A 24,723-nucleotide genomic window follows, 5' to 3' on the forward strand; every position below is an offset into this window, starting at 1 on the left:
GAGCTGAACGAGACGTCGAGGACCGTGCCGGAAACCAGCCGCTCGCTGACCCTGCTGTTGTCGCTGATCGCGGTGATTTCGCTTGTGGTGGGGGGATCGGGGTGATGAACATCATGCTGGTGTCGGTCACCGAGCGGACCCGGGAGATTGGCATTCGCATGGCGGTGGGGGCGCGGCAGTCCGACATCCGCCAGCAGTTTCTGGTGGAGGCGGTGATGGTCTGTCTGATCGGTGGGGTGATCGGGATCGGGTTGTCCTATGGGATCGGGTATCTGTTTGCCTTGTTCGTCAAGCAGTGGGAGATGGTGTTTTCGTTGGGGTCGGTTGTTACGGCGTTTGTTTGTTCTACGTTGATTGGGATTGTGTTTGGGTTTGTGCCGGCTCGGAATGCGGCGCGGTTGGATCCTATTGAGGCGTTGGCTCGGGATTAGGATATACTGGTTTTTTGGTTTGAGTTGGTTTTGATAGTTGTGTGTGCATTCATTTGCGATGTCGACGCTTATTCACCTTTCCGCCCTTACGTGAACTGACCCCCGAAAGTTGGACAGGGTACGCTATGGGTTCAGCGCTTGGGTCCGAAATTGTACCGGACTCAAGCCATTTAGTCTGAGACTGATGCGTTCTTGGTTGTAGTAAGCGATGTAATCCTCTAGCCCTGATGCCAGTTGTTCAACACTCTCAAACGATTCCAGATAAAAGAACTCGCTCTTGAGCGTGCCAAAAAAGCTTTCCATCGCGGCGTTGTCCAGGCAGTTTCCCTTTCGCGACATGCTCTGCTCGATATTCTTCCCGGCCAACATGTGCCGGTAAGCTGGCTGCTGATACTGCCAGCCTTGATCGGAGTGCAATATTGGTTTGTCATCTTGATTCAGCCGCTCGAAAGCTTGCTCCAGCATTGTCGAAACCATCCTGAACTCAGGGCGTCGGTTGATCTGATAAGCGAGGATCTCGCCGTTGTACAGGTCCATCACCGGCGAAAGAAATAGCTTCTGGCCCTTTACCTTGAACTCTGTCACGTCGGTTACCCATTTTTGATTAGGGGCCTGCGCCTTGAATTCACGCTTGAGCAAATCAGATGCAACAAGCCCCTCGGAGCCTCGATACGAGCGATATTTCTTCACTTTGACTAGCGATTTGAGGCCCATCAACTGCATCAGCCGCTGCACCTTCTTGTGATTGATCACCTCGGCATTGTGCCCAAGAACCGCAGTGATACGGCGGTAGCCATACCGCCCCTTATGCTGGTGATAGACCCTGTCGATGCGTTCCTTGAGGGCAGCATGCCTGTCGGTCTGCAACACTTTGCTTTGGTAGTAAAAGGTACTGCGTGCCAGGCCTGCAGCGCGCAACAGCAGAGCGAGTCGATGCTCACGCCTTAATCCTTGGACAGCTTGCGTTTTCTTGCCTGCGCAGTGCGTGGGTCCGCTTGGATCAAGGCATCGAGCTTTTTTAGATAGGCATTCTCCGCGCGCAGATATTCCAGCTCTTCGAGCATTTGCTCAGGCGTGAGCTCACGATCCGAAGGTGCAGAAGGTCCTGCGCTGGATTGCTTTGATGGCTTGCGGGGCATGTTTAACTCTCGGGCACGGTTCGGATGAAGGGCTTCTATTCCGCCTTCATCGTACAGCCTTTTCCATTGCCTGATGCTGCTCGGCCCACGGATATCAAACCTTACGCATGCTTGCTGAGCAGACAGCCCGTCTTGCTCGATGCATTGCAAAACCTTTAATTTGAACTGAGCATCGTAGTGACTGTACTTGGGAATCAAACCGGCTGCGCCGTGTTTCTCATAGCCCTTTACCCAGCGGCGCAGCAGCGAAGGGCTCAGCTCATGCTTCAGTGCCACTTCATGAACACTGCGGGCAGAAAGGCACTCTTCGATGAGTGCCTGCTTGAGCGCCAGGTTGTATTTCGTCATGGAACACCCTCCAAGGGATAAGGTGTCCAACTTTCGGGGGTCAGTTCAACGGCGGGTAACTTTTTGAAGGATCAAAAAGTCACCAAAAAATCCTCGCTCCATTCATCCGGCCCTCCGCTTCGCTCCGGGTTCCCTCACTCCGGCCTTGCTCCCGGGAGGACCGCGCTGCAGGGCCCATCCTGGGCCCCAGCGCTTGACGGGCATCCATGCCCGTCACCTCCCTCCGCAAGGCCTGCGTTCGGCCTCCTGAAGTCGCGAAGTTACGAGCGGCGCCTGGACTGGCGCAGCTGTCGCTAGTTGGAGATTAATTAATCTCTCGATCCCATCGCGGGGCAAGCCCGCTCCCACGCAATAGTCGCCGTTATATAGATCCCTGTAGGAGCGGGCTTGAACTGGCCTAATGATTTTGGACACCTTCATCGGGCGCTATGATGGCGCCCAATTGGAGGCAAAATCAGTGCGTAAATCTTATTCAAGAGAATACAAAGTCCAAGCTGCCGAAATGGTGCTGGACGGTGGGCAGTCAGTTCCTGAGGTCTGTGCCGCCCTTGGGCTGGGCCCTACCGCGCTTCGCCGCTGGGTTGACCAGGTACGTGAAGAGAGAGCCGGCAAGGTTCCGGCTGGAGCCAAAGCGATCACACCCGAGCAGCAACGAATTGAAGAACTCGAAGCGCTGGTTCGGCAAAAGGATCGGGATATCGAAATCCTAAAAAAGGCCAGTGCTCTCCTGCTTCGGGACTCCAAAGATCGTTCTCGCTGATCAACGAGCTGAGTGAGCAATACCCTGTTGTCGACTGCTGCCGCGTGCTTGGGGTTAAGCGCAGCAGTTTCTATGCGTGGCGCAAACGGCAAGGACGTGAAAAACCGGCCAGAGATGCGCTACGCCTGCTGGTAATCAAGCACTTCAACGCATCGCGAAGTGCTTCTGGCTCGCGAACCCTGGCGCAGGAATTGCGGCATGAAGGCCATGAAATAGGACGATACAAGGTGCGTGCGCTAATGCGCGAAGCTGGCCTGAAGTGCAAGCAGCGCAGGCCGCACCGCTATCGGTCATCAGGGGCAGAAGCGTTGATCGCCGAGAATCAGCTGAAGCGCAATTTCAAGGTTTCGGCGATCAATGAGGTTTGGTGTGGTGATGTGACCTATATCCAGGTTGGCAGGCGCTGGCTGTACCTAGCCGCCGTGATTGACCTCTATGCCCGTCGCGTAGTGGGTTGGGCATTCTCGATGATTGCAGATGCCAACTTAGCTTGTAACGCCCTGCGCATGGCAGCTGAATCGCGGGGTAGGCCGGCGGGCGTAATGTTTCATTCAGACCAGGGCTGTCAGTATACCAGCCATAAATTCAGAGCCGCGCTCGATGAGTACAACTTGAACCAGAGCATGAGCCATCGAGGCCAATGCTGGGATAACGCTGCCATGGAGCGATTCTTCGGAGCATTGAAATCAGAATGGGTGCCGGCAGAGGGTTACGAGACCGAAGCGCAGGCACGAGTGGATATCCAGGCTTATCTGATGCGCTACAACCTCAAGCGCCTCCACAGCTACAACGGCTATGAAACGCCAGTAGCCATGGAGGAAAAACTCAAGGCAGCGGCATGAACCTTAACCGGTGTCCAAAATTACTTGACCAGTTCAGCTTGTCCCGCGAAAGGGCCGGAACACCCAATACATAATTAGCTGTCAAACAACTAAATTCGCATTTCTTGCTCTTGCTCTTGCTTCTAAGCGCGCGATAGTCCAGGCGCCGCCAATTGCGACTTCAGGAGGCCGAGCGGAGTTCTTGCGGAGGGAGGTGACGGCCATGGATGGCCGTCAAGCGCTGCGCCCCAGGATGGGGCGTTCAGCGCGGTCCTCCCGGGAGCAAGAACGGAGCGAGGGAACCCCGGAGCGAAGCGTAGGGGCCGGATGAACGGAGCGGAACGGTTTTGCCTACTTTTCCCTAGAGAAAAGTAGGTCGCCGTAAAGGCGAAAAGGTGACTAGATGTCGACATATTTAAAGAATATTAGTGCAAAATTCAAAACAATCACATCCGACCCCAATCCCAAACAAAAAATTTTCTTTAGCCCCCTAATCAAAGCTTTGACATTCACTGCCTAAGCAGTAATATTTTCACACAATTCAACGAGCAGCCCCAATGCCCCACTACACCCCGGAAACCTTCCAGACCTGCGCCATAGGCATGCTGCTCGGCCGCGCCGCACTCCTCAAGGACCGCATCCTCGACTGGCACCTGGAAGCCGACGGCGTCACCGCCGCCCAGTTCAAGGTGCTGATCATCGTCACCCAGTACCAGGTCGACACCCCGGCCGAACTGTGCCGCTACCTGGGCCTGGACAGCGGCTCGATGACCCGCATGCTCGACCGCCTCGAGCAGAAGGGCCTGATCCTGCGCAATCGCTGCCCCGACGACCGCCGCCAGGTGCGCCTGGCCCTGACCGCCGATGGCCAGCGCCTGGCCGACCGCCTGCCGCAGGTCGGCGCGGCGGCGATGAACGAACTGGTCGGCGTGCTGCAGCCCGAGGAACTCAAGACCCTCGAGCAACTGCTCGCCAAGGTCCTGATCAACGCCGGCGACCCCCTGACGATCCGCCGCTTCGGCGATCGTTGAACCCTGTCACGCATCTTCCAAGGTATTGTCATGGCCACTCCCGCTGACACCTCCACCCCGGCCGCCGCGCCCGACAACACGCGCAAGCGCAAGGTCTGGCTGCTCGCCCTGTTGCTTATCCTGATCCTCGCCGGTGCAGGCACCTGGGCCTGGTACAGCCTGGTCGGGCGCTGGCACGAAAGCACCGACGATGCCTACGTCAACGGCAACGTCGTGGAGATCACCCCGCTGGTGACCGGCACCGTCACCAGCATTGGCGCCGATGACGGCGACCTGGTCCATGCCGGCCAGGTGCTGCTGCAATTCGACCCCGCCGACAGCGAAGTCGCCTTGCAGTCCGCCGAAGCCAAGCTGGCGCGCACCGTGCGCCAGGTGCGCGGGCTGTACAGCAATGTCGACTCGCTCAAGGCGCAACTGCAGACCCGCCAGGCCGAGCTGCAGAAGGCCCAGCAGGACTACAACCGACGCAAGGTGCTGGCCGACAGCGGCGCCATCGCCGCCGAGGAAGTCGCCCATTCCCGCGATGACCTGACCGTGGCCCAGGCTGCCGTCAACAGCGCCCGCCAGCAACTCAACACCAGCACCGCGCTGGTCGACGACACCGTGGTGTCCTCGCATCCGGAAGTGATGGCCGCCGCAGCAGACCTGCGCCAGGCCTACCTCGACCATGCCCGGACCACGCTGGTGGCACCGGTGACCGGCTATGTCGCCAAACGCACCGTGCAACTGGGCCAGCGCCTGCAACCGGGCACGACAACCATGGCGGTGATCCCGCTGGACGAGGTGTGGATCGACGCCAACTTCAAGGAAACCCAGCTGCGTGACATGCGCATCGGCCAGCCGGTCGAGATCACTGCCGACCTGTACGGCAGCGAAGTCAGGTACACCGGTACCGTCGACAGCCTCGGCGCGGGCACCGGCAGTGCCTTCGCCCTGTTGCCGGCGCAGAACGCCACCGGCAACTGGATCAAGATCGTCCAGCGCGTACCGGTACGCATCCACCTTGATCCCGAGCAACTGAAGAAGCACCCGCTGCGCATCGGCCTGTCCACGGTCACCGAGGTCGACCTGCACGACCAGAGCGGCCCGGACCTGGCCCAGCAGCCACCGCAGCAGGCCAGCTACACCACCCAGGTGTATGACCGTCAGCTGGTCGAGGCCGACGACCTGATCGCCCGGCTGATCCACGAGAACAGCGCCACCGGCAAGACGGCTCAGCGATGAGCCAGCAGGCCCCCGCGCAGTTCACCCCGCCAAGCCTGCTGCTGACCACCATCGGCCTGTCGCTGGCGACCTTCATGCAGGTGCTCGACACCACCATCGCCAACGTGGCGTTGCCGACCATTTCCGGCAATCTCGGCGTGAGTTCGGAGCAGGGCACCTGGGTGATCACCTCGTTCGCGGTGAGCAACGCCATCGCCCTGCCGTTGACCGGCTGGCTCAGCCGGCGCTTCGGCGAGGTGAAGCTGTTCATCTGGGCCACGCTGCTGTTCGTGCTGGCCTCGTTCCTGTGCGGCGTCGCCCAGTCGATGCCCGAGCTGGTGTTGTTCCGCGTGATCCAGGGCGTGGTGGCCGGCCCGCTGTACCCGATGACCCAGACCCTGCTGATCGCCGTGTACCCGCCGGCGAAACGGGGGATGGCCCTGGCGCTGCTGGCGATGGTCACGGTGGTGGCGCCGATTGCCGGGCCGATCCTCGGTGGCTGGATCACCGACAGCTACAGCTGGCCATGGATCTTCTTCATCAACGTGCCGATCGGTCTGTTCGCCGCCGCCGTGGTGCGCCAGCAGATGCGCACGCGACCGGTAGTCACCAGCCGCCAGCCGATGGACTACATCGGCCTGCTGACCCTGATCGTCGGGGTCGGCGCGTTGCAGGTGGTGCTGGACAAGGGCAACGACCTGGACTGGTTCGAGTCGTCGTTCATCGTCATCGGCACCTTGATCTCGGTGGTGTTCCTGGCGGTGTTCGTCATTTGGGAACTGACCGATCGCCATCCGGTGGTCAACCTGCGATTGTTCGTGCACCGCAACTTCCGCATCGGCACCCTGGTGCTGGTGGGTGGCTACGCGGGGTTTTTCGGCATCAACCTGATCCTGCCGCAATGGCTGCAGACCCAGATGGGCTACACCGCCACCTGGGCAGGCCTTGCGGTGGCGCCGATCGGCCTGCTGCCGGTGCTCATGTCGCCCTTCATCGGCCAGTACGCCCATCGCTTCGACCTGCGTTTGCTGGCCGGCATCGCCTTCCTGGCGATCGGTACCAGTTGCTACATGCGTGCCGGCTTCACCAACGAGGTGGACTTCCTGCACATCGCCCTGGTGCAGTTGTTCATGGGCATCGGCGTGGCGCTGTTCTTCATGCCGACCCTGGGCATCCTGCTGTCGGACCTGCCGCCGCACCAGATCGCCGACGGTTCCGGGCTTGCCACCTTCCTGCGGACCCTGGGCGGCAGTTTCGCCGCGTCGCTGACCACCTGGATCTGGATTCGTCGTGCCGACCAGCACCACGCCTACCTGAGCGAGCACATCAGCAACTTCGATCCGGCCACCCGGCAGACCCTGGAGCAGTTGGGCGGGGCCAGCCCGCAGGGTTACGCGAAGCTGGAGCAGATCCTCAACAGCCAGGCGTACATGATGTCGACGGTGGACTACTTCACCTTGCTCACCTGGGTGTTCGCCGGGCTGATCCTGCTGGTGTGGCTGGCCAAGCCGCCCTTTACCGCCAAGGCCGGGCCGGCTTCGGCGGGGCATTGAAGCAATGATCCTGTTCATGCAGTGCCTGCCCCGTTTTCAAATGATGGCATTTCCCCTAATCTTGTAGGCCTTTACCTGGCTACTTGGCAGACTCATGGACAAGGTCATCGTCATCACCGGCGCCAGCCGGGGCATCGGCGCCGCCACGGCATTGCTGGCGGCGCAACAGGGTTACCGCATCTGCATCAACTACCACGCTGACGACCAGGCCGCCGAGGCGATGCTGGCGCAGGTTCGTGCACTGGGTGCCGAGGCCATCGCCGTGCGCGCCGACGCCAGCGTCGAGGACGAGGTGATGCGGCTGTTCCGCTGCGTCGACCAGGAACTCGGGCCGGTCACCGCGCTGGTCAACAACGCCGGCACCATCGGTCAGCAGAGTCGCGTCGAGGACATGTCCGAGTTCCGCCTGCTCAAGGTGATGAAGACCAATGTGGTCGGCCCGATCCTGTGCGCCAAGCACGCCTTGCTGCGCATGGCCCGCCGCCATGGCGGCCAGGGCGGGGCGATCGTCAACGTGTCGTCGATGGCCGCGCGGCTGGGTTCGCCCAACGAATACGTCGACTATGCCGCCTCCAAGGGCGCCCTGGACACCTTCACCGTGGGTCTGGCCAGGGAGGTGGCAGGCGAGGGCGTGCGGGTCAATGGCGTGCGGCCGGGCTACATCCATACCGGTTTTCATGCCCTGAGTGGCGATCCGGACCGCGTCAGCAAGCTCGAGCCGGGCTTGCCGATGGGGCGCGGTGGCCAGCCCGAGGAAGTGGCCGAGGCGATCCTGTGGTTGCTGTCGGACAAGGCGTCCTACGCGACCGGCACCTTTATCGACCTGAGCGGCGGGCGCTGACGCTCATCACCTGGCGCTGAGCAACTGCGCCACCAGGTCGGCGATCGCGTTGAGCTCGAAGGGCTTGCGCAGGACGGTGGTGCGTGGTGGCAGTTGCCCATCGCTCAGGGCCGCGCTTTCGTCGTAACCGGTGATGAACAGCACCGGCAGGCCGGGATGCAGGGCGCGGCTTGCTTGCGCGACCTGACGGCCATTGAGGCCGCCGGGCAAACCGATATCGCTGATCAGCAGGTCTGGTACGTATCCACCTTCGAGCATCACCAGCGCGGCGGGGCCGTTCTCGGCACTTCGTACCTCATGCCCAAGCTCGTCGAGTACCTCGCCGATCACCAGGCGCAGTGCGGCCTGGTCCTCCACCAGCAGGACCCGGGCACGTTCAGGGTGTGTCAATGGCGCGAGCGCGGGCTCGGCCCGCACTGGTGCCGGTGCTCCAAGGTGCCGGGGCAGGTAGAGTTCGATTCGCGTGCCTTCGCCCAATGTCGAGCGGATTTGCAGCTGCCCGCCGGATTGGCGCACGAAACCGAAGGCCATCGACAGTCCCAGTCCTGTGCCCTGGCCCAGTGGCTTGGTGGTGAAGAACGGGTCGATTGCCCGTTCGATCACTTCTTGCGTCATGCCACGGCCATCGTCCTCGACACTAAGATGCAGGTAATCACCTGCCGTAAGGTCGAGCGCGGCGGCGCTGGTGTCGTCAAGCGACTGGTTTTCGCAGCGGATCTCGATTCGTCCACCGCTGGGCAAGGCGTCGCGGGCATTGATGCACAGGTTGAGCAGGGCGCTTTCCAGTTGCGGCGGGTCGATGAAGGTTGGCCAGAGTTCCTGGGCACAGGTGACGCCGACAGCGATGGCGGGGCCGACGCTGCGGCGGATCAGTTCCTCCATGTCGAGGATCAGTGCGCCCACTGCGGTGGCCTGTGGCAGCAGGGTCTGGCGTCGGGAGAACGCCAACAGTCGGTGCACCAGTGCCGCGGCGCGGCGCGCCGAATCGCTGGCCGTGTCGAGCAACGCCGGGACATCCTCTGGGCGCGCCTGCTGCAGGCGTTGGCGCACCAGTTCCTGGGCGCCCAGGATGCTGCCCAGCAGGTTATTGAAGTCATGGGCGATGCCGCCGGTGAGCTGGCCCACGGCCTCCATCTTCTGCGCCTGGCGCAAAGCTTCCTCGGCTTCGAGCAGGCGCTGCTGCTCACTGACCTGCCGACTGATGTCGTAGACGAACAGGTAGGCGCCGACAATCCTGTCGTTGGCGTCGCGTAGCGGGTTGAAGCGCAGTTCGAAATGGCGCAGGCGATTGCCACGGCCGTACTCGATGCTTTCGATGAAGCTCTCGCCGGCCAGTGCCCGCTGCCAGAACATCACCGAGCGCTCGCACTCTTCGGGGAAGCCGGCCAGGCAGTCGACCAGGCTGTCACCGGCCTTGACCGTGCGCCCGAACAGAAACTCGAAGTCCTTGACCGCCCGGGCATTCACCGCAAGAAAGCGTAACGAGGTATCCACCACCTGCACGCGTGCGACGCTGCGTTCGACCAGTTCGGCGAACAAGCTACGTTCGGCCAGGGCGGCGGTGACCCGTTGCTCGAGGTGGTCGTTGAGTTGTTGCAGCGCGGTCTCGGCCCGGCGTCGTTCGGTGACGTCCTGGAATAGCACGGCGACCTGATTGCGCTCTGCGGGCTCGATGCGGAAAGTGGTGACTGACAGCACCCGGCCGGTGGCAACCAGCTCTTGTTCGAACTGCAGTGGCTGGCCGGTGCGCAATACCTGGCCGTAGCGGGCCACCCAGTCGTCGGCCTCGTCGGGCACCATTTCCCGCAGTTTCTGCCCGACTACGTTGGGTATGCCTGCGTGGCGAGCGTAGGCAGCGTTGGCAACGACATGGATGTAGTCACTGAGCGGTCCGTGGGGGCCATCGAAGAACTCGATGACGCAGAAACCCTCGTCCATGGTGTCGAACATGAAACGGTACAAGCTGTTGTCGATACCTTGCTGCGCAGCAAGGCGGCTTTCGAGTTCGGCATTGCGTTGACGCAATGCCTGGATTTCGCGTTCGGGCATGCAGGTGTCCGGCGTTGGGCGTGGCCCAACTGTAGCTTGCCTGCCCGTCGGCGGCTAGAACGACCGCACGATCCGCCCCAGGGTCTCCATGGCCTGCTCGGCGGCATCGCCCCAGGGGCTGCCGTAGTTCAGGCGGATGCAGTTGCCGAAGCGCCGGGTCGGCGAGAAGATCGGCCCCGGCGCGATGCTGATGCCCTGGGCCAACGCCATGTGGAACAGCTTCAGGGCGTCCATCTGCTCGGGCAGCTCCAGCCACAGGAAGTAGCCCCCGGAGGGCTGGCTGACCCGGGTCTGCGCCGGGAAGTGGCGGGCGATGGCGGCCAGCATGTTGGCCTGCTGGCCCTCGAGGGCGTAGCGTAGCTTGCGCAGGTGGCGATCATAGCCGCCGTGCTGCAGGTAGTCGGCGATCGCCGCCTGGGCCGGCATCGAGGCGCACAGCGAGGTCATCAGCTTGAGTCGCTCGATCTTCTGTGCGAAGCGCCCGGCCGCTACCCAGCCGATCCGGTAGCCGGGAGCCAGGCTCTTGGCGAACGAACCGCAGTGCATCACCAGGCCTTCGGTGTCGAAGGCCTTGGCCGGTTTCGGTGCCTGCTGCGAATAGTACAGCTCGGCGTAGACGTCGTCCTCGATCAGCGGCACCTGGTGGCGGCGCAGCAGCTCGACCAGTTCCTGCTTCTTGGCCTCCGGCATGCTGGCGCCCACCGGGTTCTGAAAGTTGGTCATGCACCACACGGCCTTGACCGGGTGTTTTTCCAGGGTCTGGGCCAGCACGCCGAGGTCCATGCCTTCGCGCGGGTGCACCGGGATCTCCACCGCCTTGAGCTTGAGCCGTTCGAGCACCTGCAGGCAGGCGTAGAAGGCCGGTGCCTCGATGGCTACCAGGTCGCCGGGCTGGGTGACGGCTTGCAGGCACAGGTTCAGTGCCTCCAGGGCGCCGTTGGTGATCAGCAGTTCTTCCATCGGCAGCATCAGCCCGGCGACCATGTAGCGCAGGGCGATCTGCCGGCGCAGTTGCGGGTTGCCCGGCGACAGGTCGGTGACCACCATGCGCGGGTCCATGGCCCGGCTGGCGCTGGCCAGCGAGCGTGACAGGCGCTGCAGGGGGAACAGGGTCGGGCTGGGGAAGGCCGAACCGAACGGCACGGTGTGCGGATCCTTGATCGAGTCGAGGATCGAGAACACCAGGCCGCTGACATCGACATCGGTGGACTCGCTGGCCGGCGCCTGGGGCTGCGGCTCGCTGAACGGGCGCGGCGCATGGGCGTTGACGAAGTAGCCCGAGCGCGGCCGGGCGCGGATCAGCCCGCGCCGTTCCAGCAGGTAGTAGGCCTGGAACACCGTGGACGGGCTGACCCCGTGGGTCTGGCTGGCGTAGCGTACCGAAGGCACCCGCTGGCCGGGGCCGAGCACCCCGGAGCGGATCAGTTCGGCAATGTCGTCGGCAAATCGTTCGTAGCGTTTCATTATCGTCTGGGCAGGCAAGGTGGTGGTCAGTGTAGGGGATCAGCGATTCATCGGCGCGACGAAACGGCTGTGCGCGGTGCTGCGGATGCCCGGCTGGTCGCTGTCCTGGATCTCGAACGTCAGCTCCTGGGAACTGCTGCTCGGGCGGTCGGCGAGCATCGCCACCGACACCGGCAGCTCGCTCATTTCGCCGGCGGCGATGGTGAACTCGGTGCGCCCGTGCAGCTCGAAGCCGTCGGCGTCCACCAGGCGCAGGCGATAGTGCTGCGCTTCCTGGGTCTTGTTGATGATCTTGAGCAGGTAGATGTTCTCGATCTGGCCCAGGGCGTTCTCGCGGAACAGACCACGGTCCTTGATCACATCCATCGACACCATCGGACGCATCTGCAGGGCGACCACCAGGGCGCCGATCATCACCGTCAGCGCGGCGGCGTAGCCCAGCAGGCGAGGGCGCAGCCAGTGGGTCTTGCCGCCTTGCAGGTTGTGCTCGGACTTGTAGCCGATCAGGCCGCGGGCATAGCCCATCTTGTCCATCACCCCGTCGCAGGCGTCGATGCAGGCGGCGCAGCCGATGCAGGCCATCTGCAGACCCTCGCGGATATCGATGCCGGTGGGGCAGACCTGCACGCACAGGGTGCAGTCGATGCAGTCGCCCAGGCCCTGGCTGCGCGGGTCGCTGCCTTTCTTGCGCGGGCCACGGGCTTCGCCGCGGCTGGGGTCGTAGGCCACCGCCAGGGTGTCCTTGTCGAACATCACGCTCTGGAACCGCGCATACGGGCACATGTGCATGCACACCGCCTCGCGCAGCCAGCCGGCGTTGAGGTAGGTGGCGCCGGTGAAGAACAGGATCCAGAACAGCGCAACGCCGCCCAGTTCGAAGCTGAACAGTTCGGCGGCCAGTGGACGGATCGGGGTGAAGTAGCCGACGAAGGTCAGGCCGGTGAGCAGGCCGATGGCCAGCCACAGGCCATGCTTGAGACCGCGCCGGGCGATCTTCTCGACGCCCCAGGGCGCGGCGGCCAGCTTGATGCGCTGGTTGCGGTCGCCTTCGGTGATCTTCTCGCACCACATGAACAGCCAGGTCCAGGTGCTCTGCGGGCAGCTGTAGCCGCACCAGACACGTCCGGCGAATACGGTGATGGCGAACAGGCCGAACGCGCAGATGATCAGCAGTGCCGACAGCAGGATGAAGTCCTGCGGCCAGAAGGTCGCGCCAAAGATGTGGAACTTGCTTTCGGCCAGGTCCCAGAGCACGGCCTGGCGGTCGCCCCACTGCAACCAGGCGGTGCCGAAGAACAGTACGAACAGCAACCCGGCGAAGGCAATCCGCAGGTTGCGGTAGAAGCCGGTGAAGCTGCGGGTGTGGATGCCATCGGCCACCTGGCTTTTGCTCTTGTTGGCGGCGGGGGCAATCTCGATGACTCGGAAGGGGATTCTATCGCTCATGGTTCATCGCTCATCAGGCCTCGATCAGGCCAGGGCACTATGGCCCTCGATCTGTTTTCAGCACAGGCCCAGGTATTGAGATAAAAACCATATCAGATGCTTGGTTGATTTGCTCAGGCCTCGAATTTCGCAGCCTTGAGCGCTTGGTTGCAGATGCCTGCGGCTATCCACCGCACCTCAATTATCGTGTGCGCAGTTCCGTTTGGCGCAGCGCAACGCACGCGCTGCGTGTGCTGCGGTCCTCTGTAGAAGACACCGGGAGGTAACCGATGGACGCATTCTGGCATGCCATGCTCGAGGCCTTGCAGACCGAGTTCGCCGATGTCACCGACGAGCGCGAGGTCGCGCGTATCTTGATCCGCCTGCTGATGGCGGCCCTGCTGGGTGCGGTGCTGGGCTTCGAGCGCGAAAGCAAGGGCAAGGCGGCCGGGGTGCGCACGCACATGCTGGTGTCGATGGGGGCAGCGTTGTTCGTGCTGGCGCCGAGCATGGCCGGCGCCGACGAGCAGGCGTTGAGCCGGGTGATCCAGGGTATCGTCGCCGGCATCGGCTTTCTCGGGGCGGGCACGATTCTCAAGGGCAACGGCCAGGACACCAGCCACGTCAAGGGCCTGACCACGGCCGCCGGGCTGTGGATGACCGCGGCCATCGGCAGCGCAGCAGGCATGGGGCGCGAGGCCACGGCGCTGGTGAGCACCGTGTTGGCGCTGTTGGTGCTGGCCAGCATGCCGCTGCTGGTGGACAAGGTCGAGGGCGAGGTGCGGGAGAAGAAGGGCGGGGAGGACGAGGACGTCAGGAAGCACTGAGGGGAGCCGAAGCTCCCCTCATAAGCGTTGTTGCCTGCTCTTTTCTTATTATTGGAGACGGGCCTGTTGTTGTTTTTGTTGGCGGTTGTCTCTGCATTGCGGGGCTCCCAACCGGGGCCAAGAGCAAACGTATTTTTTTGAGCGCTGACCTGCGTTCATCCAACGTGATCCAACCTTGACTGCCGCTACCTTGGAGGTAGTTTTATTGTTCTGTGTCAGGCTGCGGGGTCGAAACCCCTGGAAAGCACGTCGACTCCAAAAAAATCTGCTTGCTACGCCTCTGCCGTGTTGTTCTTGTTATGTCAGAGCCGTTTACTGTTGTTTTTATTGGGTATCGCGTTTTTTGTTCTTGTTATGCCAAAAGATATAGCAGGTGGCGTGCCAACTTTTCAAAATCCTTTAAAATCAATGGTTTGATGATTTTTGAAGGAAGGCTGGCACGTGAAATTCTGTCGAATTGTTTCCCTGTTACCCGATTTTTTTCTGCAAAGCGTGTAGGCGGTAACACTCCGCCCACACCTGTGTGACACGCGTGTGACTCAGCGCACGCCACGTGCCCGTGCCACCCGCGAACCGGTGGCGCGCCCCAGCACTTCGCTGATGCGCAGGCCGGCGGCGATAAGCTTGTCCAGGTCGATCCCGGTCTCGATGCCCAGCCCCTGCATCAGGTACACCACGTCCTCGCTGGCGACGTTACCGGTGGCACCCTTGGCGTACGGGCAACCGCCCAGGCCCGCCACCGAGCTGTCGAACACGCTGATGCCCTCCAGCAGGCCGGCATAGACGTTGGCCAGCGCCTGGCCATAGGTGTCGTGGAAGTGCCCGGCCAGTTGCTCGCGGGGTACCTGGGCCGCGACCACCTCGAACAGGCGGCGGGTGTCACCGGCAGTGCCGGTGCCGATGGTGTCGCCCAGCGATACTTCGTAGCAGCCCATGTCGTGCAGGGCGCGGGCCACCGGCGCGACCTGCTCGGCGCTGATACGCCCCTCGTAGGGACAGCCGAGCACGCAGGACACATAGCCGCGCACCCGCACACCCTGGCTGCGGGCGGCGTCCATGATCGGCTCGAAGCGCTTGAGGCTGTCACTGATCGAGCAGTTGATGTTGCGCTGCGAGAAAGCTTGCGAGGCTGCCGCGAACACCGCCACTTCCTTCACCCCGGCAGCCAGGGCATCCTCGAAACCGCGCAGATTGGGTGCCAGGGCCGCATAGGTGACCCCTTCGCGCTGGCGGATACCGGCGAACACCTCGGCTGACCCGGCCATCTGCGGCACCCACTTGGGCGAGACGAAACTGCCCACCTCGATGTAGCCGAGACCGGCATCGGTGAGGTCGTCCACCAGTCGCACCTTGTCGGCGACGCTGATGGGCTGGGCTTCGTTCTGCAGGCCGTCGCGCGGGCCGACTTCGACCAGGCGGACATTCTTGGGCAATGACATGGCGGGCTTCCTGTGGCGGATCAACGGTGGGGGTGCGACGGGTTCAGGGTGGCGGCCAGGGCCTGCTCGCAGCGCTCCTGGGCGGTGTCCAGCTCCAGGTGCATCTGCTGGATGTCGAGCATCTGCTGTTCGAGCTGGGCGCGGCGTTCGGCGATCTTGGCCAGCATGCTGGTGAGCTGCTTCTGGTTGCCGCTGGTGGGGTCGTAGAGTTCGATCAGCTCCCGGCACTCGGCCAGCGAAAAGCCGATGCGCTTGCCCCGCAGGATCAGCTTGAGGGTGACCTTGTCGCGTGCCGAGTAGATGCGCTCCAGGCCACGGCGCTCGGGGCTGAGCAGGCCCTGTTCCTCGTAGAAGCGGATGGCGCGGGTGGTGATGTCCAGCTCGCGGGAGAGGTCGGAGATGCTGTAGGTCTGGCTGCTCATGCTTGGGCTCGGGGGAGGGAATGCGAGTAACCTAATGCCAGGTTGACGTATACGTCAAGCAAGCTGTGGGGTTTGCCGGAGCCTCATCGCGGGGCAAGCCCGCTCCCACGGGAGATGATACGTGGGAGCGGGCTTGCCCCGCGATGAGGCCCGTTCAGGTATTGACCAACCTGCGGTACTCCTTGGGCGTCTGGCCATCGAGCCGCTTGAAGAACCGTGCAAAGTAGGTCGGATCGCTGAACCCCAGGCTGTCGGACAACTGGCCGATGCTCATGCGGGTATACGCCAGGTTGCGCCGCGCCTCGAGCAGCAGGCGCTGGTGGATCACCTGCAACGCCGATTGCCCGGCCAGCGCACGGCACAGCTGGTTCAACTGCAGGCTGGTGATGCCCAACCGGCTGGCGAACACGTCCACGGCCAAGTGCTCGCGGTAATGCGCTTCGACCAGGCGCAAGTAACGTCCCAGCAGCTGCTGGTCCCGTTCGTCCTGGTTGCGCGCAGGCAAGGCCTGCTGTTGGCGGTGGATCCAGACCATCAGCGCGGTGACCAGCGCCTGCAGCATGGGGCCTCGCGCTTGCGCGCTGCCCTGATACTCCTGCTGCAGCGTGTCGATCAGCCCGTGCAGGCGCACACGGTCCTGGCCCAGCGGGTAACAGCGGGGGGCCGTCAGTACGCTCAAGGGCGCGCCGAGGCGCTGTTCCAGGTCGACCACCAGGGCCGTGCCGAAGGTCAGCACATGCCCCTGGATGTCGGCGCTGAAGCGAAAGCCATGCACGGTGAGCGGCGGCACCACCTGGATCGCCGCCTCGCGAATCACCCGGCGCTCGCCCTCGATCTCCACCTGGGCCTCGCCCCGTTGCACATAAAGAAGCTGGAACAGTTCGGCATGCCGGTGCGGCTTGATTTCCCAATGGTGCAGGCGGCTGCGCGCCGGGATCGACTCGCAGTGCAGCAGGTCGGTGTCCGGCCAGGCGTGATGTTCGCCGTACAGCTGGAACAGCGGGATGCCGGGGAGAGGGTTGTGCATGAGGGGCTGTCCGTTAATCGAACGAGTTTTGCAAAAGTGCAGTTTTTGCCACGGATATCACACGTTTCAAGCTGGGGTCGCCAGTAAAAATACAGGTGCAAACCCTAACAGCAGATGTGCGGCCATTGCCAGTACCGGCCGGCATCGTCATCGCGAGACAACAACAATGAAGACTCAGGTTGCAATCATCGGCGCCGGCCCCTCCGGCCTGCTGCTGGGCCAGCTGCTGCACCGTGCGGGCATCGACACGCTGATCGTCGAACGCCAGACCCCGGACTATGTGTTGGGGCGCATCCGCGCCGGCGTGCTCGAGCAAGGCACGGTGGATCTGCTGCGCGAGGCCGGGGTGGCCGAGCGCATGGACCGTGAAGGGCTGGTGCATGAAGGCGTCGAGCTGCTGGTCAATGGCCGTCGCCAGCGCCTCGACCTGAAGGCACTGACCGGCGGCAAGACGGTGATGGTGTACGGCCAGACCGAGGTCACCCGCGACCTGATGCAGGCGCGCCAGGCCAGCGGGGCGCCGATCATCTATTCGGCGGACAATGTCCGGCCCCATGCCGTCGACGGCGAGCGGCCCTACCTCACCTTCGACAAGGACGGTCGCCAGCACCGGGTCGACTGCGACTACATTGCCGGCTGCGACGGCTTCCACGGTGTAGCGCGCCAGAGCATTCCGGCCGATGTGCTGAAGGTCTACGAGCGGGTCTATCCGTTCGGTTGGCTGGGACTGCTGGCCGACACACCGCCGGTCAACCACGAGCTGATCTACGCCCACCATGAACGTGGCTTCGTGCTGTGCAGCCAGCGTTCGCAGACCCGCAGCCGCTATTACCTGCAGGTGCCCTTGCTGGAGCGGGTGGAGGACTGGTCCGACGCGCGCTTCTGGGAAGAGCTCAAGGCACGCCTGCCGGTAGAGGTGGCCGCGCAGCTGGTCACGGGACCGGCGCTGGAGAAGAGCATCGCGCCGCTGCGCAGCCATGTGCTCGAGCCCATGCAGCATGGCCGCCTGTTCCTGGTCGGCGACGCCGCCCATATTGTCCCGCCCACCGGCGCCAAGGGCCTTAACCTGGCGGCGTCGGACGTCAACTATCTGTACCGGATCCTGGTCAAGGTGTACCGCGAGGGGCGCACCGACCTGCTGGCCGAGTATTCGCCGATGGCCTTGCGACGGGTATGGAAGGGCGAGCGATTCAGTTGGTTCATGACCCGGCTGCTGCATGATTTCGGCGAGCACCAGGATGATTGGGACCGCAAGATGCAGGAGGCGGATCGTGAGTATTACCTGGGCTCGCCGGTCGGCCTTGCCAATATTGCCGAGAACTATGTGGGGCTGCCATTCGAGGCGGTGGAATAGGGCCGGCGAGGACCGCATCGAGGTTCAGTCCTCGGCACGCCGGCCACAGGGCCTGTAGCAGGGCTGGCAGGGAGCGGCAAGATCGGCGGCAGGCTGTGGCAAGACCCGCCTGGTAGGAGGCCGCAAAGTGAAGGGGTAATGCCGGCAATGGGTGTCAAGCTCATCGCGGGGCAGGCCCGGCGTTCGCCTGCACTTGCAGCGCGCCGGGCAAGCGATCATCTTTCCCTCGTCCACCCAGGGCCTTCCCATGACAATAAACAATAAGCTCACCGAGCACCTCAACCGTGGCAGCGTCGGCTTTCCCACCGCGCTGGCCAGCACCGTCGGCCTGATCATGGCCAGCCCGGTGATCCTCACCGCGACCATGGGTTTCGGCATCGGTGGCAGCGCCTTCGCCGTGGCCATGGTGATCGCCGCGGTGATGATGCTGGCGCAGTCGACCACCTTCGCCGAGGCGGCGGCGATCCTGCCGACCACCGGCTCCGTCTACGACTACATCAACTGCGGCCTGGGCCGTTTCTTCGCCATCACCGGCACCCTCTCGGCCTACCTGATCGTGCATGTGTTCGCCGGCACTGCCGAGACCATCCTCTCCGGGGTCATGGCCCTGGTGAACTTCGAGCACCTCAACACCCTGGCCGAGTCGGCTGGCGGATCCTGGTTGCTGGGGGTGGGTTTCGTGCTGGTGTTCGGCGTGCTCAATGCTTTCGGCGTGAGCGCCTTTGGCCGCGCCGAAGTGGTGCTGACCTTCGGCATGTGGACCACGTTGATGGTGTTCGGCGTGCTTGGCCTGATCGCCGCGCCGGCCGTGGAGCTGGACGGGCCTTTTGGCGTGTCGCTGGTCGGCACCGACCTGATGACCATCCTGTCGCTGGTGGGCATGGCCATGTTCATGTTCGTCGGTTGCGAGTTCGTCACCCCGCTGGCCCCGGAGCTGCGCCGCTCGGCCTGGATCATGCCCAAGGCCATGGCCCTGGGCCTGTTCGGCGTGGCCAGCTGCATGTTCATCTACGGCGCGGCGATGAAGCGCCAGGTGGAGAACGTCGTGCTCGACGCCACCAGCGGCGTGCACCTGCTGGACACGCCGATGGCCATCCCGCGCTTCGCCGAGCAGGTCATGGGCGATATCGGCCCGGTGTGGCTGGGCATCGGCTTCCTGTTCGCCGGCGCCGCCACCATCAACACGCTGATGGCCGGGGTGCCGCGGATCCTCTACGGCATGGCGGTGGACGGGGCGTTGCCCAAGGTGTTCACCTACCTGCACCCACGCTTCAAGACGCCGTTGCTGTGCATCCTGGTGGTGGCGCTGATCCCGTGCCTGCACGCCTGGTACCTGGGCGGCAACACTGACAACATCCTGCACCTGGTGCTGGCGGCAGTGTGTGCCTGGAGCACCGCGTACCTGCTGGTGACCCTGTCGGTGGTGATCCTGCGCATCCGCCGCCCGGACCTGCCGCGCGCCTACCGTTCGCCGTTGTTCCCGCTGCCGCAGATCGTTTCCAGCATCGGCATCCTGCTGGGCATGTGGTTCATCACCCCGCCGGGCATGAATCCGACCGATGTTTATGTGCCGTTCGCCGTGATGCTCGGCGCCACCGCGGCCTACGCGCTGTTCTGGGCGCTGTGCGTGCAGAAGGTCAACCCGTTCCGCCCGGCGCGGGTCGAGGACGTGCTGGAGAAAGAGTTCGCCGCCGAGCCCGGTCATTCTCACAACGAGCAGGTGCAGCATGTCGGCAAGCTGGCTTGAACGCCTGACCGGCCCGCGTACCCCGGCCGGTTATCGGCCGGGGGCGACCCTGGCGCGGCTGCGGCACAATCTCGGATTGACGGATTTGCAATCCGCAGCATCGTTTACCTACCGCGAGGATGGCCCTCGGATCGAAGTGCGCGAGCGCACCGAGAGTCATCTGCTGATGCATCTGGTGCTGTGCGAGTTCATCCTGCAGTTGCCTGCCTTGGGGCAGGGCACGGTGCGGGTGGAACTGCATCATACCGGGGCGTTGCGCCGAACGGGGCTGGCATGCCGCCTGCGGGAAGGCGATCGGGTGCTGTTCGAAGCGCTGCGCGAGCGCCTCGGGCGTGCTCAGGCTGTGTTGATGCCGCTGGATTTCAAGCGCCTGGCCATCGAGTGCCGCGACGGTCAGTGGCGGGTAACCCTGGAGCATATGGGCGCCAGCGAGGTGGTCAATCGGGTGCCTGCGTTTCGCCGCTACATCCCCCTCGACATTGAACAGCGCAAGCATCTCTGGCGAGCTTTCGATGCGCTGCAACTGATGCTGCGCGACCTATAGATCGAGGGGCCGCTTTCTATGCGGCCCTATCGCGCCACAAGGCCGCTCCCACAGACGATCGCATCCTCCTGTGGGAGCGGCCTTGTGTCTTGCTCAAGTCACCTGGCACGAAACCTGCTGCCAACACCGGCAAATAATGACAGTTGTACGCTCATTGATAACATGTTAACAATTAGCGCATAACAACAACGCCCGCGTGTGGAGGTTGCCATGCCCCAGCCCGTCACCCACTGCAACGCCAGACCCGCCCTGGACGGCCTGGAGCGCTGGACCACGGCCATGCAGAAGGTCTGCGGCCGGTTCCAGACCGAACTGGCCTTCAACCGCTCGCTGTTCATCGGCGAGATCTCGACCTACAACCGCGCCGGTCTGGCCCTGGCCAACCTGCGCACCAACGCCGGCACTATCCGCCGCCTGGGCGACAACCCCGACCGCGACGACGACCAGCATTGTTTTTTGGTCAGCCAACGCATGGGCTACTCGCAGATCACCCAGGACGGCGTGAGCATCCAGCTGTCACCGGGCGAGCTGCTGCTGATGGATTCAGTGGGCCCGTGCGAGATCACCCCGTTCGGCCTGATCGAGCATGTCTCGCTGTCGCTGTCCCGCGAGCAGGTGCGCAAGCACGTGACCGGGCAGGGCGCGACCTTCGGCAAGATCTCCTCGACCAATGCCTGCGGGCGCATGCTGCACCTGCTGATGGACCAGCTGTGCCGCGAGGGCGACGAAGCCGGGGAAACCCAGGGCGAGGCGCTGCAGGCGGCGTTCATCGCCTTGCTGGAGCCGGGCTTCGAGCGCGGCGACGACAATCCCGGGTCGCTCGCCGGGCTCAGTGGTGCCAGCCTGCGCGGCTACGTGCAGAAGGTCATCGACGAATCGCTGAGCCAGCCGGGCCTGACCCCGGCCAACCTGGCCGAACGCCTGAGCATCTCGGTGCGCCACCTGTACCGCCTATTCGAGGAGGAGGGCGACAGCGTCTGCCGCTACATCCAGCGCTCACGGCTCAAGCGCAGCGCGGATGACCTGTCCAACCCGTTCCTCAAGCGCGAGTCGATCACCTCGATCGCCTACAAGTGGGGGTTCACCGACTCGGCGCATTTCAGCCGGGCATTCAAGAAACACTTCGAGCAGTCGCCGAAGGATTTCCGGGCGATGGCCCTGATGGCGGGGCGGTAATCACAATGGTACCTGCAGGGTCCACGCGAACTGTTAGGCGGTCGCCTAGCCCTTCCATAAACTATGGGAGAGTCTGTTTCACAATCGTTCGACAGGGCCATTTCTTTGCACGTGTGAGCGGCATTGCCTGGTATTTTTGTCAGGTGTTTGTGCTGAAAGTGGATGTTAGGCTTTCCGAATCTCACCTTGGAATGAGCCTAAAATGTCTTCGGTTCACTTTGTTATTTGTGACTCACAGCAGTCGGTTCTCTCCGATGGCAATGTGGTCAGGTGCTATACGCCCTATGGCGCGTTACCAGCGCTTACGGGACCTAGACTGGCCTACGTTGGCATGCCTTGTGAAATGTTGACGGGTAATTATTTTCCGGGTAACGGGCATCGGACTTATAATCCTGGATTGAGATGCTTCCACTCTCCTGATCGCCTAAGTCCGTTTGAGGCGGGAGGGATCAATGCATATGCGTACTGCAGTGGGGACCCTATCAATCATGTTGATCGCAATGGCAGGGCTCCATTGAAAAATATGATCTCGACGGGAGAAAACGCGGTCGGGCAGCTCCTTAAAGTCCTACCGGCTGATGGGAGTTTCAAACCGAATACTCGTCCTGCAATGGATAATACTCCAGCGCCGGGCGGCTTGAGTGAAAGTGAAATCGATAAGTTAACGGGGATGAATGCGTTGAGTGCACTGGGCGATGCTATCTTTGCCGGTGTTGATCTGCATGAGGCTTATAAGATGTGGAAGAGTGGGCGTGGAAAATTCTCAGAGGTATTTTTTAATGTTGTTGCCGGGGGGCTGAATGTTGCCAATGTTGTACGGGCTGCGCAGAGACAAGGCTATTGGGAGGATTTGTATTCGGGGGGCGTTGCTCCAACGTATGATGAACAGGTGTGGAATCACAACGTTGATGTAAGTCTCTGGTTGGCGGCGCTAGTATTTGATGTGGTGGCATGGAAAATGCAAGGGGATTATAGCCAAAGGAAAGACGTCCAGTGGCTTGAGGCTGACGAGGTCCGCAAATAATCTTTTTGAATTGTTCTTGGCTTTCCACAGGCGCTACTAATCGATGTGGGCCGTAACGGCGTTCCATGTGAACGGGCCTCAAGGTACTTGTGGGCCTCCCTCCGAGCGGCCTTGTGCCGCGAAAGGGCCGCAACGCGGCCCCTGGATGGATCAGGCAATCGCCAGGTAGTGCTTCACGAAGGTCTCGCTCAGCACCTCCCACAGCACCGGCGTGCCCTTGGTCACGAACCAGGCATCGCCTGCCTTGTAGCGCGTCACCTGACCGGTGGATTCATCGGTCAGCTGGATCTCGCCGGTCACGATCACTGCCTGCTCGCTGAACGGGTAGACCATGCGGAACTTGCCCTGGGTGGTGCCGAAGTAGGCGCTGCTGACCGGGTCGGTGGGGGCGCCGTGGGTCATCTTGCCGTAGCACTTGACCTCGCCTTCGAGGATGGTCGAGCCCAGGTCGGCAACGGTGCCCCAGGCGTCGAGTTCGGACAGTTGCACACCCTGGCGGACGGCGGTAAGGGTCATGGTGGTTCTCCTGGTCTTGTTCAAAAGAAATCAACGGCGGCCGTTGAAGAAGCCCGACAGCTGATGCACGGTCTTGCCTGCGGTCAGCAGCAGCGGGCGGATATGGTCCTTGCCGAGGATGCGCGCATGCTTGACCGAGCTGATCAGGTCGTAGCGGCTGGAGCCTTCGCTCATGCCTTCGGCGAGGATCTTGCAGATGATATGGCTGGGGGTGACGCCGAAGCCCGAATAGCCCTGCACGTAGAAGGCGTTGGGACGGTTGCTCAAGGTGCCGATCTGCGGGAACAGGTTGGCGCTGGTGGCCATCGGCCCACCCCAGGCCAGGTCGATGCGCACGTCCTTGAGGTACGGGAAGATCTTCAGCATCAGGTTGCGGTTCCAGGCCTTCAGGTCCTTCGGGATGTGCTCCACGAACGGGGTGGCGGCGCCGAACAGCAGGCGGTTCTCGCGGGTGACGCGGTAGTAGTCGATCACCGGGCGGATATCGCTGTAGGCACCGCGGATCGGGCTGATGCGCTGAATGAGTTCGTCCGACAGCGGTTCGGTCATCAGCTGGAAGGCGTAGGTGTTGACGGTGCGCGCATGCAGTTCGGGTTCGAGCTTGTTGAGGAAGCTGTCACAGGCCCACAGCAGTTTGTTGGCCTTGACCGAGCCGCGCCCGGTGCGCACGGTGATCCGCTCGCCGTAGTGCACCTCCAGGGCCGGGCTGTGCTCGAAGATCCGTGCGCCGTGGCCGACCAGGGCCTGGGCTTCGCCGAGCAGCAGGTTCAGCGAATGCACGTGACCGCCGCCCATATGCAGCAGCGCACTGCTGTAGGCGTTGGAACCGATGATCTGCTTGACCTCCGAGCCGCCGAGAAAGCGAATCTCGTCCTTGCCGTTGATCGCCTTGAAGTCCTTTTCCCAGGCGCGCAGGGTCTTTTCCTGGCGGGCGTTGAAGCCCATGTAGCCGTAGCCGTGGCAGAAGTCGGCGTCGATCTGGTAGCGGGCGATGCGCGCCTTGATGATGCCGGCGCCCAGTTCGCTGATCTCGAAGATCTCGCGCAGGCCTTTCTCGCCGACGCTGCCCTTGATCTTTTCCAGGTCGTGGCCGATGCCGGCCATGATCTGCCCGCCATTGCGGCCGGTGCCGCCGAAGCCCAGGTAGCGTGCTTCGAGCACGACGACGTTGGTGATGCCTTTCTCGGCCAGTTCCAGGGCGGTGTTGATGCCCGAGAAGCCGCCGCCGATCACCACCACATCGGCGTCGATGTCGCTTTCCAGGGTGGGGAAGCTCAGGTTGTATTTCTTGGTGGCGGTGTAGTACGTGGGCGTTTCGATGTTGATCATGGCGCAGCCTGGACAGTTGGAATTGTTGGACAGCAGGGCTTGCACAAGCGCTGGCGGTTGCAGGCATTGAGCACCTAACGACAGGTAGGTGTCTTGCCTGGGGCTGCCAGGGTTTTGCTTCAGGCTGCCAGGGATTCCATCTCGAAAGGCATACGGCGGCAGCATGACCTCCACGGGAGGTGTGGTGATCATGCGCCTCATGAATATGTTAAGTAAATCGCCGCCAGCAGATGTCTGTCTGAGGCAGGATAAG

Annotated in this window: 21 protein-coding genes and 2 pseudogenes; 14 read left to right on the forward strand and 9 right to left on the reverse strand. The window is 62.7% G+C overall.

Going from position 1 to position 24,723, the window contains the following annotated elements; genetic code table 11:
• Positions 1-21: 21 nt before the first annotated feature.
• A pseudogene (locus HU751_RS05185) lies at positions 22-431 on the forward strand (FtsX-like permease family protein); the annotation flags it as partial.
• 123 nt (positions 432-554) lie between these two features.
• Here HU751_RS05185 and HU751_RS05190 read toward each other — a convergent pair.
• A protein-coding gene (locus tag HU751_RS05190; RefSeq protein ID WP_437181031.1) for an IS3 family transposase occupies positions 555-1,918 on the reverse strand; the annotation gives its coding sequence in 2 pieces (ribosomal slippage) (positions 555-1,403 and positions 1,406-1,918; 1,362 coding nt in all).
• Positions 1,919-2,318: 400 nt separating this feature from the next.
• Here HU751_RS05190 and HU751_RS27200 point away from each other — a divergent pair.
• From HU751_RS27200 to HU751_RS05215, 6 genes are all read left to right on the forward strand, one after another.
• Positions 2,319-2,678 carry a transposase gene (locus HU751_RS27200; RefSeq protein ID WP_075043813.1) on the forward strand — a complete coding sequence of 120 codons (360 nt, stop codon included), beginning with the start codon at positions 2,319-2,321 and terminating at the stop codon, positions 2,676-2,678.
• A gap of 8 nt (positions 2,679-2,686) precedes the next feature.
• Positions 2,687-3,520, forward strand: coding sequence for an IS3 family transposase (locus HU751_RS05195; protein WP_437181043.1), 834 nt, complete (start codon positions 2,687-2,689; stop codon positions 3,518-3,520).
• Between the two features lie 536 nt (positions 3,521-4,056).
• Positions 4,057-4,530: a MarR family winged helix-turn-helix transcriptional regulator gene (locus HU751_RS05200; protein WP_186714554.1), complete on the forward strand. Its 474-nt coding sequence runs from the start codon at positions 4,057-4,059 to the stop codon at positions 4,528-4,530.
• A gap of 30 nt (positions 4,531-4,560) precedes the next feature.
• Complete coding sequence (locus HU751_RS05205) at positions 4,561-5,754, forward strand: HlyD family secretion protein (RefSeq protein WP_186732381.1); 1,194 nt, start codon at positions 4,561-4,563, stop codon at positions 5,752-5,754.
• Positions 5,751-7,286 carry a DHA2 family efflux MFS transporter permease subunit gene (locus HU751_RS05210; protein ID WP_186732382.1) on the forward strand — a complete coding sequence of 512 codons (1,536 nt, stop codon included), beginning with the start codon at positions 5,751-5,753 and terminating at the stop codon, positions 7,284-7,286. Before HU751_RS05205 ends, HU751_RS05210 begins: the two co-directional genes overlap by 4 nt.
• Positions 7,287-7,380: 94 nt before the next feature.
• Positions 7,381-8,127 carry an SDR family oxidoreductase gene (locus HU751_RS05215; RefSeq protein ID WP_186714557.1) on the forward strand — a complete coding sequence of 249 codons (747 nt, stop codon included), beginning with the start codon at positions 7,381-7,383 and terminating at the stop codon, positions 8,125-8,127.
• A gap of 6 nt (positions 8,128-8,133) precedes the next feature.
• On the opposite strand, the gene HU751_RS05220 is transcribed toward HU751_RS05215, so the two are convergent.
• The 3 genes from HU751_RS05220 to ccoG are packed head-to-tail and all read right to left on the reverse strand — an operon-like array spanning position 8,134 to position 13,086.
• Positions 8,134-10,176, reverse strand: a complete 2,043-nt coding sequence (locus HU751_RS05220) for a PAS domain-containing protein (RefSeq protein WP_186732383.1) — start codon at positions 10,174-10,176, stop codon at positions 8,134-8,136.
• Positions 10,177-10,230: 54 nt separating this feature from the next.
• A complete protein-coding gene (mapR, locus tag HU751_RS05225) occupies positions 10,231-11,640 on the reverse strand; it encodes a GntR family transcriptional regulator MpaR (protein WP_186714559.1) in 1,410 nt (469 codons plus the stop codon).
• Positions 11,641-11,679: 39 nt separating this feature from the next.
• Complete coding sequence (gene ccoG, locus HU751_RS05230) at positions 11,680-13,086, reverse strand: cytochrome c oxidase accessory protein CcoG (RefSeq protein WP_186732384.1); 1,407 nt, start codon at positions 13,084-13,086, stop codon at positions 11,680-11,682.
• A 269-nt stretch (positions 13,087-13,355) separates the two neighbouring features.
• On the opposite strand from ccoG, the gene HU751_RS05235 reads away from it, so the two are divergent.
• A complete protein-coding gene (locus HU751_RS05235; RefSeq protein ID WP_225933227.1) occupies positions 13,356-13,892 on the forward strand; it encodes an MgtC/SapB family protein in 537 nt (178 codons plus the stop codon).
• Between the two features lie 539 nt (positions 13,893-14,431).
• Here HU751_RS05235 and HU751_RS05240 read toward each other — a convergent pair.
• From HU751_RS05240 to HU751_RS05250, 3 genes are all read right to left on the reverse strand, one after another.
• The gene (locus HU751_RS05240) at positions 14,432-15,331 is read right to left on the reverse strand and encodes a hydroxymethylglutaryl-CoA lyase (protein WP_186714561.1); all 900 of its coding nucleotides are present in this window, start codon (positions 15,329-15,331) and stop codon (positions 14,432-14,434) included.
• A gap of 20 nt (positions 15,332-15,351) precedes the next feature.
• A complete protein-coding gene (locus HU751_RS05245; protein WP_028692177.1) occupies positions 15,352-15,753 on the reverse strand; it encodes a MerR family transcriptional regulator in 402 nt (133 codons plus the stop codon).
• Positions 15,754-15,907: 154 nt separating this feature from the next.
• Positions 15,908-16,780 carry a helix-turn-helix domain-containing protein gene (locus tag HU751_RS05250; RefSeq protein ID WP_186732385.1) on the reverse strand — a complete coding sequence of 291 codons (873 nt, stop codon included), beginning with the start codon at positions 16,778-16,780 and terminating at the stop codon, positions 15,908-15,910.
• A gap of 166 nt (positions 16,781-16,946) precedes the next feature.
• On the opposite strand from HU751_RS05250, the gene pobA reads away from it, so the two are divergent.
• The 6 genes and pseudogenes from pobA to HU751_RS26775 all read left to right on the forward strand — a co-directional run bounded on the left by pobA (position 16,947) and on the right by HU751_RS26775 (position 22,625).
• The gene (gene pobA / locus HU751_RS05255) at positions 16,947-18,134 is read left to right on the forward strand and encodes a 4-hydroxybenzoate 3-monooxygenase (RefSeq protein ID WP_186732386.1); all 1,188 of its coding nucleotides are present in this window, start codon (positions 16,947-16,949) and stop codon (positions 18,132-18,134) included.
• Between the two features lie 247 nt (positions 18,135-18,381).
• Entirely contained in the window at positions 18,382-19,881 is a 1,500-nt protein-coding gene (locus HU751_RS05260; protein ID WP_186732387.1) for an APC family permease, read from the forward strand.
• The gene (locus tag HU751_RS05265; protein ID WP_186732388.1) at positions 19,862-20,425 is read left to right on the forward strand and encodes a DUF3156 family protein; all 564 of its coding nucleotides are present in this window, start codon (positions 19,862-19,864) and stop codon (positions 20,423-20,425) included. Before HU751_RS05260 ends, HU751_RS05265 begins: the two co-directional genes overlap by 20 nt.
• A gap of 210 nt (positions 20,426-20,635) precedes the next feature.
• Entirely contained in the window at positions 20,636-21,601 is a 966-nt protein-coding gene (gene feaR, locus HU751_RS05270) for a transcriptional regulator FeaR (RefSeq protein ID WP_186732389.1), read from the forward strand.
• Positions 21,602-21,803: 202 nt separating this feature from the next.
• Positions 21,804-22,094: pseudogene (locus HU751_RS26770) on the forward strand (RHS repeat-associated core domain-containing protein); the annotation flags it as partial.
• A gap of 21 nt (positions 22,095-22,115) precedes the next feature.
• Complete coding sequence (locus HU751_RS26775) at positions 22,116-22,625, forward strand: hypothetical protein (protein ID WP_225933301.1); 510 nt, start codon at positions 22,116-22,118, stop codon at positions 22,623-22,625.
• Between the two features lie 150 nt (positions 22,626-22,775).
• Here the strand turns inward: HU751_RS26775 and HU751_RS05280 are convergent, their stop codons facing one another.
• Both HU751_RS05280 and HU751_RS05285 read right to left on the reverse strand, forming a co-directional pair.
• A complete protein-coding gene (locus HU751_RS05280) occupies positions 22,776-23,141 on the reverse strand; it encodes a cupin domain-containing protein (protein ID WP_050705511.1) in 366 nt (121 codons plus the stop codon).
• Between the two features lie 30 nt (positions 23,142-23,171).
• Positions 23,172-24,470 carry an NAD(P)/FAD-dependent oxidoreductase gene (locus tag HU751_RS05285; protein WP_186732391.1) on the reverse strand — a complete coding sequence of 433 codons (1,299 nt, stop codon included), beginning with the start codon at positions 24,468-24,470 and terminating at the stop codon, positions 23,172-23,174.
• Positions 24,471-24,723 lie beyond the last annotated feature (253 nt).

The sequence above is a fragment of the Pseudomonas peradeniyensis genome (assembly GCF_014268935.2).
Taxonomy (GTDB): Bacteria; Pseudomonadota; Gammaproteobacteria; order Pseudomonadales; family Pseudomonadaceae; genus Aquipseudomonas; species Aquipseudomonas peradeniyensis.